The 13,999-nt window shown below is 67.3% G+C and carries 11 protein-coding genes and 1 pseudogene; 7 read left to right on the top strand and 5 right to left on the bottom strand.

Annotation, left to right across the window (positions count from 1 at the left end):
- The first annotated feature begins 293 nt into the window (after positions 1-293).
- Positions 294-1,013, top strand: a complete 720-nt coding sequence (lasR, locus tag B7D75_RS17745; RefSeq protein WP_107114269.1) for a transcriptional regulator LasR — start codon at positions 294-296, stop codon at positions 1,011-1,013.
- Here the strand turns inward: lasR and rsaL are convergent.
- Complete coding sequence (gene rsaL / locus B7D75_RS29805; protein WP_003083010.1) at positions 1,003-1,245, bottom strand: quorum-sensing transcriptional regulator RsaL; 243 nt, start codon at positions 1,243-1,245, stop codon at positions 1,003-1,005. The two genes, lasR and rsaL, sit on opposite strands and share 11 nt — an antisense overlap.
- Before the next feature lie 131 nt (positions 1,246-1,376).
- On the opposite strand from rsaL, the gene lasI reads away from it, so the two are divergent.
- A complete protein-coding gene (gene lasI / locus B7D75_RS17735) occupies positions 1,377-1,982 on the top strand; it encodes an acyl-homoserine-lactone synthase LasI (RefSeq protein ID WP_003151020.1) in 606 nt (201 codons plus the stop codon).
- A 97-nt stretch (positions 1,983-2,079) separates the two neighbouring features.
- Here the strand turns inward: lasI and lapD are convergent, their stop codons facing one another.
- Entirely contained in the window at positions 2,080-4,032 is a 1,953-nt protein-coding gene (gene lapD / locus B7D75_RS17730) for a cyclic di-GMP receptor LapD (protein WP_034082882.1), read from the bottom strand.
- The gene (gene lapG, locus B7D75_RS17725; RefSeq protein WP_012076420.1) at positions 4,033-4,746 is read right to left on the bottom strand and encodes a cysteine protease LapG; all 714 of its coding nucleotides are present in this window, start codon (positions 4,744-4,746) and stop codon (positions 4,033-4,035) included. It abuts the gene before it with no gap.
- 181 nt (positions 4,747-4,927) lie between these two features.
- On the opposite strand from lapG, the gene B7D75_RS17720 reads away from it, so the two are divergent.
- From B7D75_RS17720 to B7D75_RS17705, 4 genes and pseudogenes are all read left to right on the top strand, one after another.
- Positions 4,928-6,085 carry an efflux RND transporter periplasmic adaptor subunit gene (locus B7D75_RS17720; RefSeq protein ID WP_033999378.1) on the top strand — a complete coding sequence of 386 codons (1,158 nt, stop codon included), beginning with the start codon at positions 4,928-4,930 and terminating at the stop codon, positions 6,083-6,085.
- Positions 6,082-9,188 (top strand): annotated as a pseudogene (gene mexN / locus B7D75_RS17715) (multidrug efflux RND transporter permease subunit MexN). Before B7D75_RS17720 ends, mexN begins: the two are co-directional and overlap by 4 nt.
- A 94-nt stretch (positions 9,189-9,282) precedes the next feature.
- The gene (locus tag B7D75_RS17710) at positions 9,283-9,972 is read left to right on the top strand and encodes a heavy metal response regulator transcription factor (RefSeq protein WP_012076417.1); all 690 of its coding nucleotides are present in this window, start codon (positions 9,283-9,285) and stop codon (positions 9,970-9,972) included.
- Positions 9,935-11,395: a sensor histidine kinase gene (locus B7D75_RS17705; RefSeq protein WP_079262189.1), complete on the top strand. Its 1,461-nt coding sequence runs from the start codon at positions 9,935-9,937 to the stop codon at positions 11,393-11,395. The genes B7D75_RS17710 and B7D75_RS17705 overlap by 38 nt, the downstream gene beginning before the upstream one ends.
- Before the next feature lie 9 nt (positions 11,396-11,404).
- Here B7D75_RS17705 and B7D75_RS17700 read toward each other — a convergent pair whose 3' ends face one another.
- Both B7D75_RS17700 and B7D75_RS17695 read right to left on the bottom strand, forming a co-directional pair.
- Positions 11,405-11,812: a YbaN family protein gene (locus tag B7D75_RS17700; RefSeq protein WP_034082874.1), complete on the bottom strand. Its 408-nt coding sequence runs from the start codon at positions 11,810-11,812 to the stop codon at positions 11,405-11,407.
- An 11-nt stretch (positions 11,813-11,823) separates the two neighbouring features.
- Positions 11,824-12,411, bottom strand: coding sequence for a UPF0149 family protein (locus tag B7D75_RS17695; RefSeq protein WP_003156650.1), 588 nt, complete (start codon positions 12,409-12,411; stop codon positions 11,824-11,826).
- 186 nt (positions 12,412-12,597) lie between these two features.
- Here B7D75_RS17695 and B7D75_RS17690 point away from each other — a divergent pair, with 186 nt between their 5' ends.
- Complete coding sequence (locus B7D75_RS17690) at positions 12,598-13,884, top strand: flagellar hook-length control protein FliK (RefSeq protein WP_034082872.1); 1,287 nt, start codon at positions 12,598-12,600, stop codon at positions 13,882-13,884.
- Positions 13,885-13,999: the final 115 nt, after the last annotated feature.

Raw genomic sequence — 13,999 nt, 5'->3', positions numbered from 1 at the left:
CGCATAAAATGTGATGCAGATCACATTTAAACGTTTGCTTGGCCTCTAGGACGGGTATCGTACTAGGTGCATCAAACGGCGCGGTCTATTGTTAAGTGGGACTGAAATGTGCCTTTCCGGCACATCGCCAACTCTATAGAGTGGGCTGACTGGACATCTTCAGGGGTCATCGGGCACGGGCGCATGCGCCTCGGCAGGAAGCCGGTCTCTCGGACTGCCGCACAACGTGCCGGATATCGGGTGCCGAATCCATATTTGGCTGATTGTTAATAGTTTAAGAAGAACGTAGCGCTATGGCCTTGGTTGACGGTTTTCTTGAGCTGGAACGCTCAAGTGGGAAATTGGAATGGAGCGCCATCCTGCAGAAGATGGCGAGCGACCTGGGGTTTTCGAAAATCCTGTTCGGCCTGCTACCGAAGGACAGCCAGGACTACGAGAACGCCTTCATCGTCGGCAACTACCCGGCCGCCTGGCGCGAGCATTACGACAAGGCCGGCTATGCGCGGGTCGACCCGACGGTCAGCCATTGTACCCAGAGCGTCCTGCCGATCTTCTGGGAACCCTCCATCTACCAGACACGCAAGCAGCACGAGTTCTTCGAGGAAGCCTCGGCCGCCGGCCTGGTGTACGGGCTGACCATGCCGTTGCACGGTGCGCGCGGCGAACTCGGCGCCCTGAGTCTGAGCGTGGAGGCGGAGAGCCGGGTCGAGGCGAATCGCTTCATGGAGTCGGTGCTGCCGACCCTTTGGATGCTCAAGGACTACGCACTGCAAAGCGGCGCCGGACTGGCCTTCGAACATCCGGTGAACAAGCCGGTGGTATTGACCAGCCGGGAGAAGGAAGTCCTGCAGTGGTGCGCCATCGGCAAGACCAGTTGGGAGATATCGGTCATCTGCAACTGCTCGGAAGCCAACGTGAATTTCCATATGGGAAATATCCGGCGGAAGTTTGGTTTCACCTCCCGCCGTGTGGCTGCCATTATGGCTGTTAATTTGGGTCTTATTACTCTCTGATCTTGCCTCTCAAGTCGGCGAGCTGGCGATCGGTAATTTGCCCTTCTATATAGAAATGCAGTAGCAGGTATATAGGGAAGGGCAGGTTCTCGCCATTCTCGAAACGACTGCCGCAGGATTGGCTTATCCCGAAGCGGCTCCAGAAAGTTTCCTGGCTTTCCCGTCGGGCGGTGCGGGTGGCCTTTGCCCGGAAGGCCATGTTTTGGGGCTGTGTTCTCTCGTGTGAAGCCATTGCTCTGATCTTTTCGGACGTTTCTTCGAGCCTAGCAAGGGACCGGGACGACCGAAATCTATCTCATTTGCTAGTTATAAATTTATGAAATTTGCATAAATTCTTCAGCTTCCTATTTGGAGGAAGTGAAGATGATCGTACAAATTGGTCGGCGTGAAGAGTTCGATAAAAAACTGCTGGGCGAGATGCACAAGTTGCGTGCGCAAGTGTTCAAGGAGCGCAAGGGTTGGGACGTTAGTGTCATCGACGAGATGGAGATCGATGGTTATGACGCGCTAAGTCCTTATTACATGTTGATCCAGGAAGACACTCCCGAAGCCCAGGTTTTCGGTTGCTGGCGAATTCTCGATACCACCGGCCCCTACATGCTCAAGAACACCTTCCCGGAGCTGCTGCATGGCAAGGAAGCACCATGTTCGCCGCATATCTGGGAGCTGAGCCGCTTCGCCATCAACTCCGGGCAGAAAGGTTCGTTGGGCTTTTCCGACTGTACCCTGGAGGCGATGCGCGCGCTGGCCCGCTACAGCCTGCAGAACGACATCCAGACCCTGGTGACCGTGACCACCGTAGGCGTGGAGAAGATGATGATCCGTGCCGGCCTGGACGTCTCGCGCTTCGGCCCGCATCTGAAGATCGGCATCGAGCGCGCCGTGGCCCTGCGTATCGAGCTCAACGCCAAGACCCAGATAGCGCTGTACGGAGGGGTGCTGGTGGAACAGCAACTGGCGGTTTCATGACGGTGGAGCATCGGTCCGCGGCGGGGCGTTCTCTGTCGGAGAGGGGGCGCCTGGCGTCGATGCCGTGAAGCGAGTCCGACCCGCTCCGGACTCGCTATCAGGTATCCCCGGACCAGGGTGCCGGGCTACCGAACAGGCGTCCCATGGCGCCACGCAAGCCCATTTCCCGCAGCACCTCGAGTTCACCGGGGGTTTCCACCTGCTCCGCGATCAGCGGCAGGTCGATGCTGTGGGTGGTGCGATATACCGCCTCGATGAACAGGCGCTTGTCGCTTTCCCGATCGACGGCACGCAGATAGCAGCCGTCCAGTTTCAGATAGGCCAGCCCCAGGTGGGTGAGGTTGCCGATCAGGCTGAAACGCCCACCGAAATGCTGCAGGCCAAGGCCGCAACCGACCTCGCGCAGGGCCTGGCTCAGGCGTTCCAGCTCGGCCGCCGGCGGCAGGTGCCGCTCGTCCAGTTCCAGGGTCAGCAGGCGCGCCTGTTGCGGGTGCGCCTCGAGCAGCGCCAGCAGCGGGGCGAACGCCTGGGCGTTGCGCACGCTGCTGGCCGACAGGCTGAGCGCCAGCGGGTGCGGATGCCGCTGCAAGTGTTCCAGGCTCTGTCCGAGCATCGCCAGGTCGAGCCGCGACGCCCAGCCGAAGCGCTCGATCCAGGGCAGGAAGCGTCCGGCGGCGATGGCTTCGCCTTGAGGGGCGAGCAAACGCGCCAGGACTTTGTGATGGAGGATGCGCTGGGTATCGAGGCATTCCACCACCGGCTGGAAGTGGAGCAGCAGCCGGCGTTCGGCCAGCGCCAGGTCGATCCAGTCGTGCCAGTCCTGGCTGTCGTTGAGCGCCGCGCGCGCACTGCCGTCCTGGCTTGCCCAGGGCTGGCCGGGCTGGCTTTCGGCCTGGGCCAGGGCCTGGTCGGCGCGGGCCAGGACGTCCGCCGCCGAGTCGCCTTCGGCGAACGCGCTGATGCCGAGGTGGGCGACCGGCGAGCGGTCGCTGGCACCGGTGCGGGCGAGGCTCTCCAGGTCCGCGCAGAGTTCGCCGGCCAGTTGCTCGGCCTGTTCGCGGGAGCAACCGGGGGCGAGCAGGGCGAATTCCCCGCCGCGGCTGCGGGCCAGCAGCCAGTCGGCGCGGCCATGCTGGCGACAGGCCTCGGCCAGCGATCCGGCCACCGCCTGGATCAGGCCGTCGGTGCGTTGCCCGCCGAGCCGCTGGTTGAGGCCGTTCAGGTCGTTCAGGCGCACCACCAGCAACTGGCCGGCATGCGCGTGCTCGCCGGTGCCGAGCTGTTCGTTGAGGCGTGCGTCGAACAGGCGCCGGTTGGGCAGGCCGGTAAGGCTGTCCTGGTAGGCCTGGGCACGCAGCTTCTCGCTGCGCGCGGCTTCTTCGGCGAACAGCGCACGGAGCTTCTCCACCATCTGGTTCATCGCCTGTACGACCCGGCGCAGTTCCGGCGTGCGTGGCAGCTTCGGCAGGCTGAGGAACTCCCGCCGGCTGATCGCATGGGCCTGGAACACCATCTGGTCGAGCGGGCGCAGCTGGCGACGCAGCAGCCAGCCACCGAGCAGCAGGCTGATCGCGCCACAGGCCAGCAGCCAGTAGAGACTGCCCAGGGCGCTGTCCCACAGGCGCGCCAGGGCGAACTGCGGGTGGCTGACCACCTCGACCCGCGCCGCCTGTTCCCAGCCGCGCATGATCAGCGCGTCGCCACCTTGCGCCTGGATGTCCACCAGGCGCGCGAACCAGCCTGGCACCGTGCGCTCGGCATGTGCCTGCACGCGCTCGACCAGCGGTTTGCCGCTCCGGATGTCGATCACCCGGATGCTGGCGAAGTAACCGCTGTCGAAGATCGAGCTGACCATCAGTTGCACCATCGCCGGGTCGTCCACGTGCGGCGTCAGCGACAGGCCGAGGGCGGTGGCGGCGTCCTGCGCGTGGGAGCGCAACTGGCCGCGCAACTGCTCGCGGGAGTTCTCCACGCTGCTGACGAAGCTGCCGCTGAAGGCGACCACGAGGAACAGGCAGATGGCGAGGAACAATTGCTTGAGCAGTGACATTCAGTCCTCCTTGGGTGCGTCGAGGTCCAGGCCCTCGGCGCGCATCTTGGTCAGCAGGTCCTGCCAGCGCGACAGCTTCTTGCTGTCGCCGGTCCGACGCCCGCCGTCGGGGCCGGGCAGCCACAGGCCCTCGGCGTTGAAGGCGTACACCGGGAGCAGGTCGTCGCGTTGCGAGGCGGGGCGGATCTCGCCGATCAGGTTGTCCAGCACCAGCGGGTCGGCAGCCGGGCTGGCGTACCAGGTCAGCACCATGTGCGCCTGGTTCAGGCGCAGGGCCTTGACGTAGGTGATGCGCAGCCTGTCGCTGGCGACGCCGAGACGGCGCAGGGTCACGTACTTGGCGATGGCGTAGTCCTCGCAGTCGGCGGCGCCCTTGACCAGCGCCTCGACGGGCGTCGCCCAGTAGTCTTCCTGTTGCCAGATCCCGATGTCGTCGGTGAAGCGTAGCGACCGGTTGAAGAAGTCGTTGACCGCGCGCAGCTTGGCGGCCTCGTCGAGCGTACCGCCCTGTTCGAGCAGGCTGCCCCAGTCGCTCAGTCGCGACTTCGCCGCGCCCAGCTCGCCGTAGCGCTGCTCGGCCCGGCTCAGGATCGACTCCAGGTCCCACTGCGCCAGGGCTGCGCCGACCGCCAGGAGCAGGATCGCGGCCAGCGGCGGCAGCCAGGGGGCGTATGCCCTGGAGCAGGGCCGGCGGGCGGCTGGGGGTGGCGACATCGAGCGGGCTCCGGAGATGGTCGGGGAAGTCTACGAGAGCGCCGTGCGGCCCGCCAGCGCGGGGTACGCGGCGAAACTGACAGGATTGTCATGCGCGGGTCAGGGTGGGGTCCCGCTGCGCTGCTTATAAAGAAGCCTGAAGCCGGCCGCGCGGGACCGGATACCTGGGGATGGATGGCAGATGCAGGCGTTGCGCAGTGGTGGGGGGCGGATTCTGGTGGCTGTGCTGGCCGCCGGTCTGGTCGGGGTCGGCGCCTGGGCGCTGTTGCGCGGCGACGGCGCGCCGAACGCGGCGCCGGCACCGGCCAAGGTGCCGGTGAGCGTGGCGGCGGTGGAACGCCGTGACGTCGAGCAGCGGGTCAGTGGCATCGGCACGGTGACCTCGTTGCACAATGTGGTGATCCGCACCCAGATCGACGGCCAGCTGACCCGCCTGCTGGTGAGCGAAGGGCAGATGGTCGAGGCGGGCGAGTTGCTGGCGACCATCGACGACCGCGCCATCGTCGCCGCCCTGGAGCAGGCGCAGGCCGCCAAGGCGAGCAACCAGGCGCAATTGAAGTCGGCCGAGCAGGACCTGCGGCGCTACCGCAGCCTGTACGCCGAGCGCGCGGTGTCGCGCCAGCTGTTCGAGCAGCAGCAGGCCACGGTCGCCCAGCTGCGCGCGACGCTCAAGGCCAACGACGCCACCATCAACGCCGAGCGGGTCCGCCTGTCCTATACCCGGATCACCTCGCCAGTGGGCGGCAAGGTCGGCATCCGTAACGTCGACGTCGGCAACCTGGTACGGGTCGGCGATAGCGTCGGGCTGTTCAGTGTGACCCAGATCGCGCCGATCTCCGTGGTGTTTTCCCTGCAACAGGAGCAGTTGCCGCAGCTCCAGGCGCTGCTTGGCAGCGAGGCGGCGGTGCGGGCCTTCAGCCGCGACGGCGGCAGCACCCTGGGCGAGGGGCGCCTGCAGACCATCGACAACCAGATCGACAGTTCCACCGGTACCATCCGCGTGCGCGCCACTTTCGACAATCGCCAGGCGCGGCTCTGGCCCGGCCAGTTCGTCGCGGTGAGCCTGCATACCGGCGTGCAGCGGGACCAGCTGGTGCTTTCCAGCAAGGCGGTGCGCCGCGGCCTGGAAGGCAACTTCGTGTATCGGGTGGCCGCCGACCGGGTTGAGGCGGTTCCGGTGCGGGTGCTGCGCGATGTCGACGGCATCAGCGTGGTGGAAGGCCTGGCCGCGGGCGACCAGGTGGTGGTGGACGGCCACTCGCGGCTGATGCCCGGCGCCCTGGTGGATGTCCAGGCGCCGCGTCCAAGCGTGGCGCAGGCGACGGGGGCACGGCCGTGACGCCGCGCGCCGGGATTTCCGGCTGGTGCGTCCGCCATCCGATCGCCACCGTGTTGCTGACCCTGGCATCCTTGCTGCTGGGCCTGCTGGCGTTCCTCCGGCTGGGAGTGGCGCCGTTGCCGGAGGCCGACTTCCCGACCATCCAGATCAATGCCCTGCTGCCCGGCGGCAGCCCGGAAACCATGGCTTCGTCGGTGGCCACCCCGCTGGAGGTGCAGTTCAGCGCGATCCCGGGAATCACCGAGATGACGTCCAGCAGCGCCCTGGGCACGACCACCCTGACCCTGCAGTTCAACCTCGACAAGAGCATCGACGTTGCCGCCCAGGAGGTCCAGGCGGCGATCAACGCCGCGGCCGGGCGGCTGCCGGTGGACATGCCGAACCTGCCGACCTGGCGCAAGGTCAACCCGGCCGACAGCCCGATCATGATCCTGCGGGTCAATTCGAACATGATGCCGCTGATCGAGCTCAGCGATTACGCCGAGACCATCCTCGCCCGCCAGCTCAGCCAGGTGAACGGGGTGGGGCAGATCTTCGTGGTCGGCCAGCAGCGCCCGGCGATCCGCATCCAGGCCCAGCCGGAAAAGCTCGCCGCCTACCAGCTGACCCTGGCCGACCTGCGCCAGTCGCTGCAGTCGGCCAGCGTCAACCTGGCCAAGGGCGCGCTCTACGGCGAGGGCCGGGTATCGACCTTGGCGGCCAACGACCAGTTGTTCAACGCCAGCGACTACGACGACCTGGTGGTCGCCTACCGCCAGGGCGCGCCGGTGTTCCTCAAGGACGTGGCGCGCATCGTCTCCGCCCCGAGGACGACTACGTGCAGGCCTGGCCGAATGGCGAGCCGGGGGTGGCACTGGTGATCCTGCGCCAGCCGGGGGCGAACATCGTCGACACCGCCGATGCGATCCAGGCCGCGCTGCCGCGCCTGCGCGAGATGTTGCCGGCGACCATCGAGGTCGACGTGCTCAACGACCGTACCCGGACCATCCGTTCGTCGCTGCACGAGGTCGAGCTGACCCTGCTGCTGACCATCGGCCTGGTGGTGCTGGTGATGGGCCTGTTCCTCCGCCAGCTGTCGGCCACCCTGATCGTCGCCACGGTGCTGGCGGTGTCCCTGAGCGCCAGCTTCGCGGCGATGTACGTGCTCGGCTTCACCCTCAACAACCTGACCCTGGTGGCACTGATCATCGCCGTCGGCTTCATCGTCGACGACGCCATCGTGGTGGTGGAGAACATCCACCGGCACCTGGAGGCGGGCGCCTCGAAGGTCGAGGCGGCGCTCAAGGGCGCGGCGGAGATCGGCTTTACCGTGATTTCCATCAGCTTCTCGCTGATCGCCGCGTTCATCCCGTTGCTGTTCATGGGCGGGATCGTCGGCCGGCTGTTCCGCGAATTCGCGGTCAGCGTCACGGTGGCGATCCTGATCTCGGTGGTCGCTTCGCTGACCCTGGCGCCGATGCTGGCCTCGCGCTTCATGCCGGCGCTGCGGCATGCCGAGGCGCCGAGAAAGGGCTTCGCCGAATGGCTGACCGCTGGCTATGACCGTGGCCTGCGCTGGGCGCTCGGGCACCAGCGGCTGATGCTGGTCGGCTTCGCCTTCACCGTCCTGGTGGCGGTGGCCGGCTATGTCGGGATTCCCAAGGGCTTCTTCCCGTTGCAGGACACCGCGTTCGTGTTCGGCACCACCCAGGCGGCCGAGGATATTTCCTACGACGACATGATCGCCAAACACAGGCAACTGGCTGGGATCATCGCCCGGGACCCGGCGGTACAGAGCTACAACCACGCGGTGGGCGTCACCGGCGGCAGCCAGAGCCTGGCCAACGGGCGCTTCTGGATCGTCCTCAAGGACCGCGGCGAGCGCGACGTCTCGGTCGGCGAGTTCATCGACCGGTTGCGCCCACAGCTGGCCAAGGTGCCGGGGATCATGCTCTACCTGCGCGCGGCGCAGGACATCAACCTCAGTTCCGGCCCCTCGCGGACCCAGTACCAGTACGCCCTGCGCAGCAGCGACAGCACCCAGCTGGCGCTCTGGGCGCAGCGCCTCACCGAGCGCCTGAAGCAGGTGCCGGGACTGATGGATGTGTCCAACGACCTGCAGGTCGGCGCCAGCGTCACCGCGCTGGACATCGACCGGGTGGCGGCGGCGCGCTTCGGCCTCAGCGCCGAGGACGTCAGCCAGACTCTCTACGACGCCTTCGGCCAGCGCCAGGTCGGCGAGTACCAGACCGAGGTCAACCAGTACAAGGTGGTCCTCGAGCTCGATGCGCGCCAGCGCGGCCGCGCGGAAAGCCTGGACTGGTTCTACCTGCGCTCGCCGCTGAGCGGAGAGATGGTCCCGCTGTCGGCCATCGCCACGGTCGCGCCGCCGCGCTCCGGGCCGTTGCAGATCAACCACAACGGCATGTTCCCGGCGGTCAACCTGTCGTTCAACCTGGCCGCCGGGGTCTCGCTCGGCGAGGCGGTACAGGCGGTGCAGCGGGCGCAGGAGGAGATCGGCATGCCCTCGACCATCATCGGTGTGTTCCAGGGCGCGGCGCAGGCCTTCCAGAGTTCGCTGGCCTCGCAACCGTTGCTGATCCTCGCCGCGCTGATCGCGGTGTACATCATCCTCGGCGTGCTCTACGAGAGTTTCGTGCATCCGCTGACGATCCTCTCGACCCTGCCCTCGGCGGGGATCGGCGCGGTGTTCCTGCTCTGGGCCTGGGGCCAGGACTTCTCGATCATGGCGCTGATCGGCATCGTGCTGCTGATCGGCATCGTCAAGAAGAACGGCATCCTCATGGTCGATTTCGCCATCGCCGCCCAGCGCGAGCAGGGCCTGAGCGCCGAGCGGGCGATCTACCAGGCCTGCCTGACCCGTTTCCGGCCGATCATGATGACCACCCTGGCCGCGCTGCTCGGCGCCGTCCCGCTGATGATCGGCTTCGGCACCGGCTCCGAGTTGCGCCAGCCGCTGGGCATCGCGGTGGTCGGCGGGCTGCTGGTGAGCCAGGTGTTGACCCTGTTCAGCACGCCGGTGGTCTACCTGGCCCTGGACCGGCTGTTCCACCGTCGCGAGGCGATGTCGGCGGGCGAGTCCGGCCAGACGGCGGCGACATGAAGGGATACCAACGGAACTTTCCCCGGACCTGCCGCATGACTAGGATGCAGGCAGGCGCGCGGGGCGCCGGAGCGAGTGGAGGAGCGGGCGACAGATGCGGGTACTGATAGTCGAGGACGAGGCGAAGACGGCGGACTACCTGAACCGCGGCCTGACCGAGCAGGGTTTCACCGTGGACCTGGCGGACAATGGCATCGATGGCCGCCACCTGGCGCTCAACGGCGAGTACGACGTGATCGTGCTCGACGTGATGCTGCCCGGGATCGACGGCTACGGCGTGCTGCGGGCGCTGCGCGAGCAGCGGCAGACACCGGTGATCATGCTCACCGCGCGCGAGCGGGTGGAGGACCGCGTGCGGGGCCTGCGCGAGGGCGCCGACGACTATCTGATCAAGCCGTTTTCCTTCCTCGAACTGGTCGCTCGCCTGCAGGCCCTGACCCGACGCGGCGGCAACCACGAAAGCGCGTCGCAGATGCGCGTCGCCGACCTGTCCATCGACCTGCTCAGCCGCAAGGTGTTCCGCGGCGGCAGCCGCCTGGAACTGACCGCCAAGGAATACGCGCTGCTCTGCGTGCTGGCCCAGCGCAGCGGCGAGATCCTGTCGAAGACGGCGATCGCCGAGCTGGTCTGGGACATCAATTTCGACACCGACACGAATGTCGTCGAGGTCGCGATCAAGCGCCTGCGAGCCAAGCTCGACGGGCCCTTCGAGAACAAGCTGCTGCATACCATCCGGGGCATGGGCTATGTGCTGGAGAACCGCGCGCTGGCGGAGCCGGGCTGAGATGGGCATGTCCTTGTCGACCCGCCTGGCGGGCATGTTCGCCGGCGCCGCGCTGGTGATCTTCGCCCTGATCGGCAGCATGCTCTACTGCATCCTCGACCGGCAGACCGAGCGCTTGCAGCAGGGCGAGGTGGACGTGCGCTTCAATATGGTCTCGCGGATGCTCGACCACCCCGACCTGGCCGAGCGCTGGCCCTACCTGCAGGGCAAGCTGGACAACCTGAGCCAGGAGTACGAACTGATTCGCTTCTGGATCGACAGTGACGATCCGCGCTACCGCTACGGCCGCTTCAGCGAGCCGGTGCAGCGCCTGATCGCCAGCGGCGCCGGGCGCTACGAGTTGCAGTTGCCGGAACACCGGTACGCGCTGACCGCGCGGGTCGGCGTGTTGCCGGCGCGCGAGGGCCGGCCGCGGCTGACCTACGTCACCGCCATCGACAGCGCGGCGTTCCACGAGGCGCGGACTTCCACCGTGAAATGGCTGCTCGGCCTGTCCGCCCTCGGCGTGCTGCTGGCCTCGCTGCTCGGCCACTGGATCGCCCGCCTGGGCCTGTGGCCGGTGCACCGGCTGTCCGAGGAAACCCGGCGGATCAGTCCGCGACAATTGTCGCTGCGGCTGCAGATGTCGCCCTTGCCGGCCGAACTGCGCGAGCTGGTGGGGGCGTTCAACGGCGCGCTGGACCGCCTGGAACAGGCCTATGTGCGCCTGGAATCGTTCAACGCCGACGTCGCCCACGAGCTGCGCACGCCGCTGACCAACCTGATCGGCCAGACCCAGGTGGCGTTGTCCCGCGAGCGCAGCGGCGAACACTACGAGGAAGTCCTGCAATCCAACCTCGAGGAACTGGAGCGGCTGCGAGCGATCGTCAACGACATGCTGTTCCTCGCCCGCGCCGACCAGGGTCGCCTGGCCTGCGAGCGCGAGGACACCTGGCTGGCCGGCGAGATCGCGACCACGGTGGAGTTCCTCGAGGTGATCTTCGACGAGGCCGGGGTGAGCCCCCAGGTACAGGGCGACGCCCGGGCGATGGTCGAGCGCGCGCTGTTCCAGCGGGCGGTGACCAACCTGCTGTACAACGCCGCCCAGCACACCGCGGCCGGTGGCGAGGTGCGGGTCGCGGTGGAGCGGCGCGGCGACGAGGTGCGGGTGGCGGTGAGCAACCCCGGCGCGCCGATCGCCGTGGAGCACCGCGTGCACCTGTTCGAGCGCTTCTACCGGGTCGACGCGGCGCGCAGCAACAGCGAGGCCAACCACGGCCTCGGCCTGTCCATCGTCAAGGCGGTGGCGAGCATGCACGGCGGTTCGGTGTTCGTCGACAGCGCGGGCGGCTGGAACACCTTCGGCTTCAGCGTGCTGAGCCCCGAGCGACGCGGGCCCGGTGACCGCCTGCCGCTGGGCGAGGGCGATCCGGCGCTGTCCTGAGCGGGCCCTTCAGGCGCCGCGCGGCGGCCGGGTCTTCTGGCGGAGGATATAGATGCTGACCAGTACCGCGCTGGTCAGCATGAAGCCCTGGGCCCAGGGCCGACGGACCAGGTAGCAGGAGAGGGCGATGCTGGCCCACATCAGGCCGATGGCATAGACCTTGCCCTTCAGCGGGATGCCCTCGCCGTCCAGGTAGTCGCGGATCCACGGGCCGAGCCGTGGGTGGTTGACCAGCCAATGGTAGAAGCGTGGCGAACTGCGCATGAAGCAGGCCGCCGCGAGCAGCAGGAACGGCGTGGTCGGCAGTACCGGCAGGAAGATGCCGATCACGCCGAGGGCGACGCTGAGGAAACCCACTCCCTGGAGGCTGTAGCGCACCCAGGCGCGAGCGCTCGGGCGAATCTCCCGCTGCGCCACCGCGGGGCTCCTCAGTGCGGGCGTGGCTTGAGCAGGGCGGGCTTTTCTTCCGGCGCCTGGCAGAGCAGGAACAGGTTGGTCAGCAGGTCGGGAATCTGCGCGACCATGTCGTCCACCAGGTGGCGGTCGCGGGCGATCTCGTCGAACTCGGGCTGCTCGTCGAACAGGCCGGAGCCGACCATGATCGGCAGCAGCAGCTCGCTGACTTCCTCCTCGGCCTGCTCGAACCAGACTTCCTCGCGGAGGAACACGCCTTCCATGAAGCCGATGCACCAGCCGCGCAGGTCGGAATCGTCCGGCTCGTCGCCGAGGTCGAGGTCGCAGGGCAGCTCGAGATCCTCATCGCTGGCGAGCATGCGGGTGATGTGCGCCTTGAGCTGTTCGAGGGAACCCTCGATCTCCTGGCGCTCCTCGTCGCTGCGGTAATGCGGCGGCTCGGCGAACAGCGCGTCGATCCACTCCCGCTCCGGCACCTGCTCCGGGCAGATGGACAGGGCGGTCAGGTAGCCGTGGGTCGCCACGTAGTCCAGCGCTTCTTCATGCAGGTCATCGGCATCGAGGAAGGCTTGCAGACGGGACAGTTTTTCGGCGAAGGACATCAGGGTACTACCTCGGGAGGGATGCGGCTCTGGATTGTAGTCCAGACGGGCCCTGCGGGCAAAGCGGGCGTGCCCGGCACAGGGCCTGGCGCAGGCCTCGCGGAGGGGACCGGCGAAGTTGGCCCGGACCTTGCTGAGTCCCCTGCGCAAGCCACGATGCTATCCCTTCGCAGATGGAGAATTCCCATGGCCGTCGCCCCTGGTGTGTTGTTGCCGCCGACGCCTGATGTAAAGCCCAAGTCTGCCGCGCCGAAGAGCCCGCAGAAAACGCCTGAGCCCAGTAACGACAAGACTTCCAGCTTCTCCGATGTCTACGCCAAGGAGACCGCGAGGAAGCCGGCCGAGCGCACCGATGGCCCGTCGAAAGGTTCGCGGGACAAGCCGCGGGACGCCGGTAAGGACGCAGCCGAGGCACCGCCGGCGGATGCCGCCAGGCAGCCGGCCGTTGCCGAAGACGGCAAGTCTTTGCCGGCAGACGGCCAGGCCAGCGCCGATGACGGGGAAAAAACCGAAACCCCCGCCGATCCGCTGCAACTGCTCGGCTTGGGCGGCGCCGTGCCGCTGCTCGACGAATCGACCCAGGCGGCCCTGCTGCCGCCCGCCGTGCCGTCGGCCAGCAGTGCGCCGGCCAGTCTTACCGAAGCCAGCAGCGACCCGACCCTGGTCAAGCTCAACGGCGTGCCGGCGGTGAGCATGGCCCTGGAGCAGGGCGCCCAGGACGCCGCGCAGGCGGCGAAAGGCGGGCCGGCGAAGAGCACCGATCCACGCCAGGCGGACCTCGGCGATGCCCTTGCCAGCCTGACCTCCGATTCCTTGACCAGGGCCGTCGACGGCAAGGCGCTCGAGGCCCAGTTGCAGCAGACCGCCGAGCCGGCCCTCGCCAGCGCCGCCAGCGAGAGCCTGCTGGAGAGCAAGGCGGAGCCGCGCGGCGAGCCCTTCGCCGCCAAGCTCAACGGCCTGACCCAGGCCATGGCGCAGCAGGCCCTGACCAACCGCCCGGTGAACGGCACGGTGCCCGGCCAGCCGGTGGCGATGCAGCAGAACGGCTGGAGCGAGGCGGTGGTGGACCGGGTGATGTGGATGTCCAGCCAGAACCTCAAGTCGGCGGAGATCCAGCTCGATCCGGCCGAGCTCGGGCGCCTGGATGTGCGCATCCACATGACCGCGGACCAGACCCAGGTGACCTTCGCCAGTCCCAACGCCGGCGTCCGCGACGCCCTGGAAAGCCAGATGCACCGGCTGCGCGACATGTTCAGCCAGCAAGGCATGAACCAGCTCGACGTGAACGTCTCCGACCAGTCGCTGGCGCGCGGCTGGCAGGGCCAGCAGCAGGGCGGTGAGGGCGGCTCGGCGCGTGGCCGCGGCTTCGCAGGCGAGGCGGCGGGCGACGAGGAGACCCTGGTTGGAGTCAGCGAGATCCGCGGCCGGCCCGGTTCGGCGGCGGCCCGTGGGTTGGTCGACTACTACGCCTGAGACTGGCGTCCGTGCTTCCCCTTTGGGCCTCCTATGAGAGGCCTTTCTTTTGCTTTTTTCGCGCAGCCGTAAGGTCGGGCTGGATGGCTTGCGTCAAAATACCCCGCCCTTGTAA

Source organism: Pseudomonas paraeruginosa (assembly GCF_003025345.2).
GTDB lineage: Bacteria > Pseudomonadota > Gammaproteobacteria > Pseudomonadales > Pseudomonadaceae > Pseudomonas > Pseudomonas paraeruginosa.
The sequence above is the reverse complement of the archived record's forward strand: the minus strand, read 5'-3'. Positions and strand labels throughout refer to the sequence as shown.